Source organism: Pseudarthrobacter sp. NamE5 (assembly GCF_005796225.1).
Taxonomy (GTDB): domain Bacteria; phylum Actinomycetota; class Actinomycetes; order Actinomycetales; family Micrococcaceae; genus Arthrobacter.
In genome coordinates, this window is sequence record NZ_VAHO01000005.1 from 14625 (window position 1) to 27534 (window position 12910).

The 12910-nt window shown below is 64.0% G+C and carries 13 protein-coding genes; 8 read left to right on the plus strand and 5 right to left on the minus strand.

Going from position 1 to position 12910, the window contains the following annotated elements; genetic code table 11:
- The first annotated feature begins 55 nt into the window (after positions 1–55).
- Positions 56–721 (plus strand): dihydrofolate reductase family protein, encoded by a 666-nt coding sequence (locus FDW84_RS07945; RefSeq protein WP_138608289.1) that lies wholly within the window; start codon positions 56–58, stop codon positions 719–721.
- Positions 721–1128, plus strand: coding sequence for a nuclear transport factor 2 family protein (locus FDW84_RS07950; protein ID WP_171046712.1), 408 nt, complete (start codon positions 721–723; stop codon positions 1126–1128). Before FDW84_RS07945 ends, FDW84_RS07950 begins: the two co-directional genes overlap by 1 nt.
- A 136-nt stretch (positions 1129–1264) precedes the next feature.
- On the opposite strand, the gene FDW84_RS07955 is transcribed toward FDW84_RS07950, so the two are convergent.
- Positions 1265–2113, minus strand: a complete 849-nt coding sequence (locus tag FDW84_RS07955; protein ID WP_138608293.1) for an alpha/beta fold hydrolase — start codon at positions 2111–2113, stop codon at positions 1265–1267.
- A gap of 214 nt (positions 2114–2327) precedes the next feature.
- Here FDW84_RS07955 and FDW84_RS07960 point away from each other — a divergent pair, with 214 nt between their 5' ends.
- Positions 2328–2948 (plus strand): hypothetical protein, encoded by a 621-nt coding sequence (locus FDW84_RS07960; RefSeq protein ID WP_171046713.1) that lies wholly within the window; start codon positions 2328–2330, stop codon positions 2946–2948.
- Between the two features lie 145 nt (positions 2949–3093).
- Here the strand turns inward: FDW84_RS07960 and FDW84_RS07965 are convergent, their stop codons facing one another.
- A complete protein-coding gene (locus FDW84_RS07965; protein WP_138608297.1) occupies positions 3094–4023 on the minus strand; it encodes an NADP-dependent oxidoreductase in 930 nt (309 codons plus the stop codon).
- 176 nt (positions 4024–4199) lie between these two features.
- Here FDW84_RS07965 and FDW84_RS19285 point away from each other — a divergent pair, with 176 nt between their 5' ends.
- Together FDW84_RS19285 and FDW84_RS07970 are read left to right on the plus strand one after the other, a co-directional pair.
- Positions 4200–4343: a hypothetical protein gene (locus FDW84_RS19285; protein WP_171046714.1), complete on the plus strand. Its 144-nt coding sequence runs from the start codon at positions 4200–4202 to the stop codon at positions 4341–4343.
- 383 nt (positions 4344–4726) lie between these two features.
- The gene (locus FDW84_RS07970; protein WP_240721432.1) at positions 4727–5188 is read left to right on the plus strand and encodes an Ltp family lipoprotein; all 462 of its coding nucleotides are present in this window, start codon (positions 4727–4729) and stop codon (positions 5186–5188) included.
- A 108-nt stretch (positions 5189–5296) separates the two neighbouring features.
- Here the strand turns inward: FDW84_RS07970 and FDW84_RS07975 are convergent, their stop codons facing one another.
- On the minus strand, positions 5297–6955 hold the full coding sequence (locus FDW84_RS07975) for a thiamine pyrophosphate-binding protein (protein ID WP_138608303.1): 1659 nt from the start codon (positions 6953–6955) through the stop codon (positions 5297–5299).
- Between the two features lie 119 nt (positions 6956–7074).
- A complete protein-coding gene (locus tag FDW84_RS07980) occupies positions 7075–7578 on the minus strand; it encodes an Lrp/AsnC family transcriptional regulator (protein WP_138608305.1) in 504 nt (167 codons plus the stop codon).
- A gap of 93 nt (positions 7579–7671) precedes the next feature.
- Here FDW84_RS07980 and hisC point away from each other — a divergent pair, with 93 nt between their 5' ends.
- Together hisC and FDW84_RS07990 are read left to right on the plus strand one after the other, a co-directional pair.
- Complete coding sequence (hisC, locus tag FDW84_RS07985) at positions 7672–8769, plus strand: histidinol-phosphate transaminase (RefSeq protein WP_138608308.1); 1098 nt, start codon at positions 7672–7674, stop codon at positions 8767–8769.
- 51 nt (positions 8770–8820) lie between these two features.
- The gene (locus FDW84_RS07990; protein ID WP_138608310.1) at positions 8821–10233 is read left to right on the plus strand and encodes an amino acid permease; all 1413 of its coding nucleotides are present in this window, start codon (positions 8821–8823) and stop codon (positions 10231–10233) included.
- 206 nt (positions 10234–10439) lie between these two features.
- Here the strand turns inward: FDW84_RS07990 and FDW84_RS07995 are convergent, their stop codons facing one another.
- A complete protein-coding gene (locus FDW84_RS07995) occupies positions 10440–11075 on the minus strand; it encodes a hypothetical protein (protein WP_138608312.1) in 636 nt (211 codons plus the stop codon).
- A 752-nt stretch (positions 11076–11827) separates the two neighbouring features.
- Between FDW84_RS07995 and FDW84_RS19290 the strand changes: the two genes are divergently transcribed.
- Positions 11828–12013, plus strand: a complete 186-nt coding sequence (locus FDW84_RS19290) for a hypothetical protein (protein ID WP_171046715.1) — start codon at positions 11828–11830, stop codon at positions 12011–12013.
- Positions 12014–12910: the final 897 nt, after the last annotated feature.

Genomic DNA, 12910 nt, shown 5'->3' on the forward strand with positions numbered 1-12910 from the left:
CGGCTGGGATTCAGCGCCATACAGTGACTGCCTACGACACTTCAGGAGAGATGACATGTCCCTTGTCCGCGTCCATAACTTCTCGGTCTCCCTCGACGGCTTCGGCACGGGTGAGGGCCAGCAACTGGAGGCTCCGTTCGGCCACGCAGGAAAGCGGCTGCTGGAGTGGGCCTTCGAAACGCGGACGTTCCGTGCGATGGGCCTCCACGGGGAATCGGAAGGATCCTTCGGCGTCGACGAGGCGTTCGCCGGCCAGTGGGGGACCGGGGTCGGCGTCGAAATCATGGGCCGCAACAAGTTCGGCCCCCAACGCGGTCCCTGGGAGAACGAGGACTGGAAGGGGTGGTGGAGCGATAACCCGGTGTTCCACACCCCCGTGGTCGTCCTGACGCACCATCCCCGGCCGGTCCTCGAGCTGGAAGGCGGAACAACCTTCCATTTTATTGACGCGGACCCCGTCTCCGCACTTGAACAGGCCCGCGCCCTGGCACCCGGCATGGACGTCAGGATCGGCGGCGGCGCCAGCACGGTGCGGCAGTTCCTCGAGGCCGGCCTCATCGACCACATGCACATCGTCCTCGTGCCGATCCTCCTGGGCCGGGGCGAACGGCTCTGGGACAGGCTAGAGGGACTTGAGGAACGCTTCGACATCGAGGCGACCCCTTCGCCGCAAGGGGTGGTGCATCTGGTCTTCACCCGCCGGCGGACCGGAGGTGCATGATGCTCAATGAGCCAGACCTGTTGCAGGCCCTGCGGCGCCACTGGGAGTACTCCGGCAAGGATGAGGACATCGCCCACGAGATTTACCATGACGATGCGGTGCTTGAGTTCCCCCAGTCCGGCGAACGTTTCGAGGGCGTCGAGAACTTCCGCGAATGGCGGCGGCAGTACCCGGCGGAACTCAAGTTCCACACCCGGCGGATCACCCACCGTGAGGACCTGGTGGTGGTGGAGAACCTCATCAGCTACGACGGCGCGCCCTGGATGTACACGGTCAACCTCCTGGAATTCCGGGATGACCGCGTTGCACACGAGCGGATCTACATCATGGACGGCTGGGATGCGGCGGAGTGGCGGAAGCCATGGCGCGCGGAGCGGGCAGCGGACCCGCCACCGCCAGCTCCTTAGCAAAGCGGGTTTCCAGATCTCAGAGAAACGCGAGGCCGGTCCGTCGTCGGTGCACCTCACCCGCCCGGATGATAATGCGGCGGAAGGAGTGCCGTCGCCTACGTAGGGAAACCCCAGGTGTCCGCGGCATTGCTGTTTAGAGCTCTATGCCGTGTTCTCTCCGCAGTACCTTCGCAAAGTCCGAGGCGTGGGTCGCCGGCCACCAATGCCCAGCCTGCACTCTTGTCACCGTGAGCCTGGGAACCCAATCATTCAAACCGTCGGTCAGGCTCGGGGAGACGAATGGGTCGCTGGCCGGGACAATCACATGGACGGGAATGGATACCCGAACCGGAGGCTGGCGCCTGACGTGGAAGTTTGCCCGGTAGAGGGCAAGCCCGCGGATGGGATTGTTGCCTACGGTGCGCCCGGTGGCGCGCTCGTAGGAGCCGGTGAGGAATAAGCGCCAGAGCACCTCGGGCAGCAGGGGAATCTGGAACACGGCCACGTAGGAGCTGCGCAGGAGTTGTCCCAACAGCTGGGACCAGCCCCGCGGGTGCCGCAGCCGTTCGCGTAGCCACCGGGAAAAGTGCTGCAGGTCCGGCCCGGACACGCTTGTGAAGCGGCTGATCCTTCCGGCGGCACGTGAGTCCTGGACTGCTGCCCAGGCCTGAATGGACCCCCAGTCGTGGCCCACAAGGTGAACGGGCCCGGTAGTCGTGGCCGCCAGCACCGCATACAGGTCGTCCACCAGGGCCTGCAGCACAAAGCTCGCCGGTTTGTCGGTTACAGACGATAATCCGGCGTTGCGGGTGTCATAAGCGATGATGTGGAATGTCTCCGTCAGTTCGCGGATGAGCGGAAGGTATAAGCGGTGGTCGTCCGGGTAGCCATGGACCAGAAGCAGGACAGGAGTATCGGCTGCCGGGTCCGGCCCGTACTCAAACACCGCCAGGTCCGCCCCGTTGGAACGGATTGTCCGCTGCCTTTCGCTTAAACTTCCCATTGGCAAAGGCTATAGCCTCGAGCGGGGCGCGTTCCTCGTCGCCCAGGGTTCCCTCGATATGGCAATTCCGGCCGTCGCCGTCGGCTGTTAGCGTGCGGTAATCAAAGCGATGGGCTGGAACGACGTCAAGGGGAGCATTGTGCGTGGAAGATCTCAGCCGAATAACTCGGCCCAGCCGCGCTCGGCCCAGATTGCTGTGGTCGCCTATTTGTTGGTGACGTTTGCTGTAGTTGTTACGTCGCTTCTGGCCGAAACCGCCGGCATGGGCTGGGATGCGGGGTTCAAGGAGGGCGTGCTGCTCGCCATGGTGGTTCTGACGCTGCCAGTTTCGGCTGCGAATTTTGTCATCGGCACTTTTGGCTCCGGGGGAGGACCGATGCCGACGACGGTCCTCTACTATTCCGGATACCTCCTCCTTGCGGTGGTCAACGCGGGTGTCTTCCGGTTAATTGTCGGCAGTGTGCGGAAGCGTGCACCGGCACCGGCACGCCTGCCGGACGCCTCGGCCAGGTATCCGGGGCTGAGGCTACGCGGGGTGACGCCGGACGCCAGGAAGCTCTGGTGGACCGTGCCGCTGGCGGTGCTGCTGAGTCTTCCGCAATGGATGGTGGCGAGTTTTGCATGGTGCGGGATCAGCGGCTGCAGCGGCGGAGGTTTCGGGGTGGCCACCGGAACCGAATGGATAGCCGTCATCCTGAGCATCGTCAACGGCGTCATCATGGCAGTGGCCGTGTTCGCGGTGCGCTGGCTGTATCCCACTCGCAAGCGTGCCCTCATTGCCGTGGCGGCCGGGACTGTCTTCGGTTTAGTGGGAGCTGCGGTCACCCACGGATAGCGGAGTTCCATGTCAGTCGGCAGTATTCACCGTCAAGGGATGACGGGCCGATGGCCGGACGCTGCAGCTGGGGGTGTGGATCCACCTCTACACAGCTAAGGCTCCGTTCCATGGGAACGGAGCCTTAGTCAGTTAGCTGACTGGGTCAGGAATCCTGGTCTACGGCAACCACGATCTTGCCGCGGGTGTGCCCTTCCATGTTGGAGCGGAAGGCGTCGGCGGCTTTTTCCAGCGGAAAGACCTCGGCAACCTCCACCCGCATTTTCCGGCTGTCCGCCAGGTCGGCCAGTTCCTGCAGGTCGGCTCCCACCGGCTTGACCCACATCCAGTCGCCGCCGTGCTCTTCGACTGAACTGTCGGCGATTGAGGCATGCCGGCCTCCTTCGGCCAGCACGGCCAGCGTCGCTTCGAGGTTTCCGCCCACGAAATCGGCGACGACGTCCACGCCGTCATGACGTAGCGCACGGATGCGCTCGGCGAGCCCGTCCCCGTAGGCGACCGGCTCGGCTCCCAGGGAGCGAAGGAACTCGTGGTTCTTCTCCGAGGCAGTGGCGATGACACTGGCACCCAAGGCAACGGCGATTTGGATGCCCAGGGAGCCCACCCCTCCGGCACCCCCGTGGATCAGAACGGTCTCGCCGGACTTCAGGCCCAGCCGGTTGAGGACCTGGTAGGCGGTCAGGCCGGCCAGCGGCAGGCCCGCCGATTCGTTCCACCCGAGCGAGGCAGGCTTCCGGGCCAGGAGCCGCTCCGGCAGCGCGATGTACTCGGCAAAGCTTCCACCGTGGACGTAGTCCTTGCGGCCGTAGGCAATGACCTCGTCGCCGGACTGGAACTGCCGCGCGTCAATTCCCGCCGACTCCACAACCCCTGCCACATCCCAGCCGGGGATGGCGGGGAACTGCAGATCCATCACGGCATCCAGGTACCCGGCCATGATTTTCCAGTCCACCGGGTTCACCGCGGCTGCCTTGACCCTGACCAGGACCATTCCCGGCCCGACTTTCGGCATCGGCTGATCGCCGAATTCGAGGACATCGGGGTTTCCGTATGAGCTGTAAGTGATTGCCTTCATGCCTTGCACAATGGCACAGTCATGCTTTGCTATTCCGAATCAGGGCGCAAAGTGGTGTATCGCACGGCCGGGTTAGGCCCGGGGGCCTTCGACGGCGGCGCCCGCCTCGGTTCCTGAGCAGGCCACAGCCCGTGTCACGGAAGCCAGCCAAGCGGTGGCGCCCTTAGGGTCGGTTTATGGGCACCAAGCGGAACGGCGAGCTGGAAGGGCAAAGCTCCATCAACGAGCTGCTCGACCGGCCCATCGGCGACAAGCCGATCCAGCTGCCGCTGCCGTTCCATCTCCAGGTCCGGCCGGGAGAATTCCGCCGCGCGTCCTGATGCCCTATCAGTTAGTTACGGCGGCGGTACGCGGCTGCCCGCCAACCGTCCCTCTTGTTAGCACTCGTGACCGAACGACGTAAGAGCGATGAATCAGGAGCGCTGTGCCAAGAACTGGACTCTGAAGCAAATGGAGAACCTAAACGGATCAGCGTCTTAGTTGAGCAGTCCACCGCTGGCCCGCCGGCTTTTCGGATGCTAGTTGAGTTTTTCAAAGAGAAGCTGAGGGGCCTACACAAGAGACCTTCTGGAAAGGAAAATTATTTCATGGGAAGGAGCATAAAATGAGTCCAACTGCCACTCCACCGCCCCCGGCTGAGCCAAGGGAACCAGCTAAAAAACCTATCTGGAAGAAAAAGCGGTTCATAATTCCGGCGGTTATCGTGGCCTTCTTTATTATCGTGTCCTCTTGCACCGGCGGTAACCGCCAGGCCACCACCGTGGACCCGAATCCGACATCAACAGCTGCGCCAACACCGGCTGAAACACAAGCCCAACAGCCTGCCCCCGTTGAAACACAGGCCCAGCAGCCCACGAATGAGGCCACGGACACCGCCACGGCGGCGCAAAGGAACGCCCTTCGGAGGGCGGAGAGCTACCTGCAATCTCAGGCATTTTCACGGACCGGCCTGATCAAGCAGCTGGAATTTGAACAATTCGCTACCGAAGACGCCACTTGGGCAGCGGATCATGTGACCGTGGACTGGAAGGAACAGGCAGCCAAGAAAGCCGAGTCCTACCTGGAATCGCAGGGATTTTCGCGGCAACGCCTTATTGATCAGCTGATATTCGAAGGCTTCTCACCAGAGGAAGCCGAACATGGGGTGACAGCTGCCGGGTTATAGACACCGTAGGCCAGGTCTCCGGCGGCCGGGCAAACAAAGTTGAGGAACGGTAGAAGCGGGTGATGGCCGAGCCGGTCTTGGTCCAGGCCTTCGCTGTTGCTTCATGAGCTACCCCGCCACCGCCGCCTTCGCTGCCTGGGACGCCTTCATCCACTCACTAAGCCACGGTGCCCGGACGGAGGAGGTGATTCGGCAGTCGGCCACGAATGTTCCCTTGGCGCCGGCGTCGATCCAGTCCTGCAGCGCGGACAGGTCACCAAGGGATCGGATAACAGCGGACTCGGCACCCAAAGCCCGTGCAATCCCGCTGAAGTCCACCTCAGGGATCAGCATCGGCTTCTCGGTCAGGCCCTGCGATCCGTACTGGTGGATCTCGGCCCCGTACGCGGCGTCGTTGTAGATCACCACGACGGCGCTGCGGGCGGCAGCGATCAGCGATTCGAGGTCTGACAGGCCCATGAGGAAACCGCCGTCGCCGGAGGCCAGCACCAGCGTGCGGTCGTCCTCCACGGCGCGCGCAGCCCCGACGGCACTGGCCAGGCCCAGCCCGATGGACTGGAAGGCGGTCCCCACCATCACCAGGTCATGGGGCCGCGGGATGTTCCAGTACATAGGCGCCCAGCCGATGAAGTGCCCGCCGTCCTGGACCACCGTGCGGCGCTCGGGCAGGACGGAGTCCAGCGCGGTGGCCAAGGCACGCGGGTCCAGCCGGCCGTCCGCGGTCTCCGTCGAGCCGGCATCTTGGCCGGATCCCGACGCAAGTCGCCGGGAAGCTTCAGCGCGCCAGCCCTTCACCACACCCTCACCATCAAGCAGAGACAACAGCCGCGAAGCAGCGACTTTCGCATCCGCCTGAACGAACACGTCCACCCGCGGGTTCGTCGGCTCCACCGCGGTGTCGATCTGGATCAGGATGCTGTCCGGGCCGAGCAGGTGCCCGAACCGCATGGTGAAGGGACTCAGGCTCGCCCCGGCCACCAGGACCACGTCGGCCTCGCCCATGAGCCCGGCCGGGGTGTCGGTGCCGAAACCGCCGGCCACGCCCAGGTATCCCTCGCCTTTGAGGAGGTTGAGCGCGAGGGCGGTTCCGGCGGTGAGTGCGCCGAGGCGGTCGGCGAGTTCGCGGAGCTCCGGCCCGGCTCCGGCGAGGTGCGCGCCGCGGCCGGCCAGGATCAACGGCCGCTTCGCCCCGGCGAGCAGGCGGGCTACCTCCCCAAGGTCCGTGCCGCCATCGTGCGTCACCTGGGGTGCGGACGGCGCCGGAAGTTCCTCGTCCGCAGCTTCGAGAGCGGCGAGGTCGTAGGGGATGGCAAGCACGACGGCGGTGCGCCGGGTGAGTGCGTACTCCACCGCCTGCCGGGTGACGGCGCCCGCGGCGTCGCGGGTGACGGTGAAGGTGGCCGCGCCGAGGCCGGCGGCGATGGCCGCCTGGTCCACGTCCCAGGGGCGGGCGCCGCTGGTGGGCGCGTCCCCGGTGACCAGCACGACGGGGATCTGCGCCTGAACCGCCTCCGCGAGGGCGGTGAGCGCGTTGGTGTAGCCAGGGCCGTAGGTGGTGGTGCCTGCAGCGAGGCGTCCTGACGTCCGGTAGTAGGCGTCGGCCGCGGCGATGGCGGCGCCCTCATGCCGGACGGGGGAGAAGCGGAGGCCCAGCTTTTCGGCGGCGTCCAGGAAGTAGACGTTTCCGTTGCCCATAACGCCGAAGATGTCGCTGACGTAGCTGCTGAGAACCTGGGCCACACGGCCGGAGACGGTAAGTGAAGTCATGCAGGAATCCTGTGGCGCAGCTCTCACGGAGGCAAGAGCGGGGAATGCAGCTGGGATTTTTGGCAACAAAAACAAGAAGGAGTGACAAAACGCCCAGCTGTGGCGCTCGCCACCCGTGATCAGTCTGCCCTGCGGGACTCCTGCTCGGACAGCCGGCTGATGAGGCCGTCGTACCGGGGCGGCATGAGTTCCATGACCGAGATGGCGGTGCTGGTCCGCTGGATCCCGTCGATCTCCAGGATCTGGTTGGTGATGCGGTAGAGGTCGGCGGTGCTGCGGGCCACCACCTTGGCCATGAGGTCCGCGTCGCCGGTGGTGGCATGCACCTCGATGACTTCCGGGATCGCTGCGAGGCCGCTTTCCACGGAGCCGAACCGCGTCTGGCTGATTTCCAGGGAGAGGAAGGCCATGAGCTCGTAGCCGAGCGCGGCGGGGTCCAGCCGGCGGCTGAAGGAGCGGAGTGCGCCGCTGCGCTCCAGCCGGGCCAGCCGGGCATGGACGGTGTTGCGTGCGACGCCGAGTGTCCGGGAAAGTGCCAAGGCGCTGGCTTCGGGGTCCTTGTCGAGGGCCAGGATGATCCGACCGTCGAGCGAATCGAGGGTGCGAGCATTCGTGATGGTCATATTTTCACCAGAGCTACTAGAAGTTGAGCAGAAGTCCCAAGCACAAAAGAGTATCTTGCTATGTGGGCCGGGTCACAACCATGATCGGTGCCCATGACCCCTGAACAACTCCTGACACGGCCGGACACCGCGCTGCCCACCCTTCGCGGCGCCGTGGCCGGGCTTCCGTCCTACGTCCCGGGCCGCCGGGGTGCCGGCGCGGACATCGCGGCCCTCGCCAGCAACGAAAGCCACTACGAGCCCCTGCCCGCTGCCGCGGCCGCGGTGGCTGAGGCGGCAGGCAGGATGAACCGCTACCCGGACATGGCCGCCGTCGAACTCCGCGAACGGATCGCCCGGCACCTCGGCGTCACGGCAGGGGAGGTGGCGGTGGGACCCGGCAGCGTGGGCGTCCTGCAGCAGATCATCATCGGACTGTGCGACGCCGGGGACGAGATGGTGTTCGCGTGGCGCTCCTTCGAGGCCTACCCCATCCTGGTGGAGCTGGCAGGCGCCCGGCCGGTCCGCGTCCCGCTGGACGACGCCGAGGGCCACGACCTCGACGCCATGGCCGCCGCCCTCACCGACCGCACCAAGGTCATCCTGCTCTGCACGCCCAACAACCCCACCGGCATCCCGATCGACCACTGCCGCCTCGAGGCCTTCCTGCAGGCCGTCCGCTCCGACGTCCTGGTGGTGATCGACGAGGCCTACGTGGAATACGCCGACGCCGGCAGCGGCCCCGATTCCCTGGCGCTCTACCGCCGGTACCCGAACGTCTGCATCCTGCGCACCTTCTCCAAGGCCTACGGGCTCGCCGGCCTGCGCGTCGGGTACGCCATTACGACGGCGGCAATCGCCGAAGGTTTGCGCCGCACCGCCCTGCCGTTCGCAGTGAGCGCGCTGGCGCAGAAGGCGGCGATCGCGTCGCTGGACGCGGGGGAGGAGATGGCAGCGCGGGTTTCCGCCGTGAAGCGGGAGCGCGCCCGGATGGCAGCGGAACTGGAGGCGCAGGGCTGGAAACTGCAGCCGAGCCAGGGCAACTTCCTCTGGATCCGCGCCGATGACCGGCTCCTGGCGACGCTCGTGGACGCGTTCAACGGCGCCGGCATCATGGTCCGCGCGTACCCGGGTGACGGCTTGCGGATTACCGTGGCCGACCCCGTCTCCAACAACCGCGTGCTCCGGCTCCTTGCAGCTCACGCGGCATGACACCTTTTTGACCTTCCCCAATCCGTTCCACCTACAACCAGAGGACTCCCCATGGAACACCAGACAACGACGTCTGACCGCGCCCTCGGCGCGGCCCTGAAACCCCGCCAGCTCACCATGATGGGGCTGGGCAGCGCCATCGGTGCCGGCCTGTTCATCGGCTCCGGGGCCGGCATCCAGGCCGCCGGCCCGGCGGTGCTGATCTCCTACCTCGTAGCTGGCACACTCATCATCCTGGTGATGTGGGCCCTCGGCGAGATGGCCGCCGCCAACCCGAACAGCGGTGCCTTCTCCGTCTACACCGCCAAGGCCTACGGGCCGGTGGCCGGCGCCACCGTTGGCTGGCTTTGGTGGATCCAGCTGGTGGTGGTCATCGCGGCCGAAGCGCTGGGTGCGGCAGGCCTGCTGGCCACCATCTTCCCGGCGCTGCCGGTATGGCTGATGGCTCTCGTGTTCATCGTGGTGCTCACCGCCGTGAACCTGACCAGCGTGAAGAACTTCGGCGAGTTTGAGTTTTGGTTCGCGTTGCTCAAGGTGGCCGCGATCGTCGGGTTCCTCCTCGTGGGTGCTGCCCTGCTCTTCGGCCTGGTGCCGGGTGTGCAGTCGCCGGGCCTGGCTAATTTCATGGGGGAGGGCTTCGCGCCCGGCGGTTTCGGCGGGATTGCGACGGCCCTGTTCGTGGTGGCGTTCGCGTTCGGCGGCACCGAGATCGTGTCCGTGGCCGCAGCCGAAACCGCAGAACCGGCCAGGAGCGTGAAGAAGGCCGTCCGGACGGTGCTGTGGCGCATCCTGGTGTTCTACATCGGCGCCATCTTCGTGATCGCCGCTGTGGTTCCCGTGGGTTCTGAGGGGCTGAAGAGCCCGTTCGCCGCCGTGCTGGAGGCCGCCGGCATGCCGGGGGCTGCCACCGCCATCACCCTGGTGGCCGTCGCGGCACTGCTCTCCGCGCTCAACGCCAACCTCTACGGTGCTTCACGGATGGCGTTCTCCCTGGCGGAGCGGGGTGAGGCGCCGCGGCTGCTTGCTGCTGTCTCCAAGGCGCGGGTTCCGGTGGTCGCGGTCCTAGCGAGCGTCGCCTTCGGCGTTGTCACAGTTGTCCTGGAGCTGGCCTTCCCCGAGATGGTCCTTGGCGTCCTGCTGAACATCGTTGGTTCGACGTGCCTGCTGGTGTGGACGTCCGCGCTCCTCGCCCAGCTCGCGCTGCGGCTCCGGGCTGACCGCGAGGGAACGGAGCTTCCACTTCGGATGCCAGGCTTCCCGTGGCTCACTGTGCTTGGGTTGGTCATCCTCGCGGCCATCTTCACGGTGGGCTTCATCGGCGAGGATTCGCGTCCCCAGCTCCTGAGCACTTTCGGACTCGTGGCGCTGCTGGCTGTGGCGAACTGGCTGAAGCAGCGGAAACGCAAGGTCGACTCCAGCGCTGAATCTTCCGAGCGCACCCAGGCCCCGGTGCTCATCGACTGACTGTTTGGATGAAGCCTCAAATAAGTTGGCTTGAGGAAGGGCGCGTCTCGTGTATCCGGGCGCGCCCTTCACGGTTCATTCCAATGCAATGAGACCGGCAGTGATTATTCGCTCGTTGCTGCCGCTCGTCAAACCGGTCCTTCTCAGAGTCAATGCATAGAGTTGCGTTTCCGGTGGCCACGTCCTTCGACCGGGTGCCGGCACGCTCATGTCCGATCAGAACGCGTACTCAAGCCCTTGCCGTTATTTCCAAGCATCACCAGGGTTCCATGAGCTGCTGGCAGATCAAGGATGAGCTTGGCGGTAACTTTCTCATTGGGCCCCATGCCCGCCGACGGGAAGATGAGTGAGTCATCGATGCAACCGTAGGTGGCGGCGGAACTCAGACTGCCGTTGAAGGTGGTCCCATTCTCGCCAATGTACTTGAAGTCATAGCCGCTAAGCCGAAATGTAGGGTTACGGTCATTAACCAGCTCTGGCGTTGTTTCCACTACTAGATCAAGGGCAATCAGGTTGCCGTTCTCAGGCTTGTAGTAGCTGGCCATGTCGCTAGTGCACTCGATGGGCGCAATGGAGTTAACAGCGAACTTAGCTTGCAGTGTGCCGGAGTACGCTTCACTGATCGTGCCGAAAGTTCCAGGACTCATCAGCAGGTTTCCGCGAGAACTCAGCTTCTCGTCCTTGGTTTTGGTCGGCGTCGGAGTCGTCTTGACCACCGGCTCTGCGGAGGGCGCGGAGATAGGAGTGCTTGTGGTCTTGGGGCTGGCGGAGTCATTTCCGGTGCCGCAAGCGGACAGCGCCAGCGTTGCCGCTGCGGCAAGAGCGATTACAAACTTCCTCATTTTTTGCTTCCTTGTTCGTGGTTGTGGAGCAACCGTTGCCCGGTGCCGCTCCTTGGTCTTGAACCAGCACCGTCCCGAGCGGTGGCAGGGCTATAGCCAGCGCAGCCAATTCGCTAGACAAGTTTTAGGATCGATGTTCGACGAGCTCGTTCTTGGCAGCTGCTGCTGCGGCCCTCGCCACCACTTTTGTCATACCATCCGCTTGTAGGCCTGTAATGCTTGCGGAGAGCATGCATTGCCAGCTGGAGGCGCGGAACATAGAAGCCCTGGCTGTCGATATTTTCGTGCTCTTCAAAGTGATCCCCCTGTCGACCGCGATAGTGGACGCCGTCGTCAGGCGCAAAAAGCGCTTCAGCGGCTCCCTCTGATGCGGATCAATCAATTCTTCACTTAGTAGTCGCACCTATAATCAGTTTTTCTCAATTCTCGGCGAAACCTTCGTCTATCTTGACCAAGTCTTGACGCAATAATGGCCGAGAGGACTAGTTGCCCGCCTGGTATTGGCCAAGACCTGAGAAACGGGGCACCGCTCCTCCATGTTTCCTGGCTAAGCCGTGTAGGGGATTTAGCTGGGCACGCCCTTGTCTGTACGCCGGGCTGGCCGGTGTTTAGGCTCACGTCGGTCGAAAATGAGTTATGCCGGTGAAGTGAGCATCGCTCGATGGGCATCGGGCGGTAGGCCTAAGCTGTCAGCTCCGGGTGCCCGCATGATATTGCCGGTGCCATTCAAAGTATTTTCTTGAACCGTCCCTGTGGGCTCTGCATGGGCGGCCGACTATGTCAGCTACCCGGTCCTCGACTCCGTCAGTACTGCGATGACCTCGCTCAATACTTCCTTGCCCATCAACGGCGACGTAGCCGAGCTCGAACAGGGCATCGCAGCCGAAGAGGCACGCGAGCATGGACACATTCAGCGTGTCCATGCGTTCGTCCTCTGAGCAGGCCCAGCGGGGCTTGATGTGAGCCGCGACCAAGAGTTCCTCTGGAAGGCGTCGGTCGCAGAGCGAGCACCTGCTGCCCCATCGCCGAAGTTGTTGGTTTCGAAGGAATCGCTGCTCGGCACGTACCGCCACGGTAGCCAACCTATCGGTCGGTGTGCCCGGATAGCGCTCGGAAAACTTGGATTCAACCCCTTGGTGTTCCAGGGTTTCAATCGTTACCTCCAGACCTCCCTGCCGAAGCAGCTTGAGGGCACTATCAGCCTCGATGGGAAAGACGTATCCGTTCCTCAAAGTCCCACTCGCGGTGACGGGGCCCACGCCATTGTTGAGCGCTGCTAAAGCAACGTCTCGTGCAACCCGAATTGGGTGGAGGGGGTCGGTTAGTACCAACTTGCCCCTAGTGTCGGGAGTTACGTCGTTGTAACCCCGGGGCGGGTAGGCCGGCCGCGGTCGAGTAGCCACGCGGCTGATGCCACGAACTTCTGGGCTCGCATAGTGAAGAACAAGGTCACCTGGTAAGGCACTGTCCAAGGTGCGCCAATGATCGACTTGCTGGCCGCGGCGGTCCCTCAGAGGCGCCCAGAGCGTCCCGTCTTCGTAAACAGGATCAAAATTTACAGACTGGTTTGCCCACCAAAACCGGGTGTTAGGACCAACATTGATCGCAGGAAGTCCGGGGGCGTCAAGAGGTGTCTCCCCCTGGATATCTACCAGCTCATAGCCCAAACGTTCCAAAATGGCTCGTGTCTGCTCACCTCTCGAGAGCCTGGGAGGCCCATCTTTGCCGCAGCCGAGCTGAAGCTGAAAAGCCATGGCAACCAAGGGTTTGCTGGCAATAGCCTGCCCTCGGTCAATGACAACGTAGCGGTGAGATTCCTTGAACCTGGTCCGCGA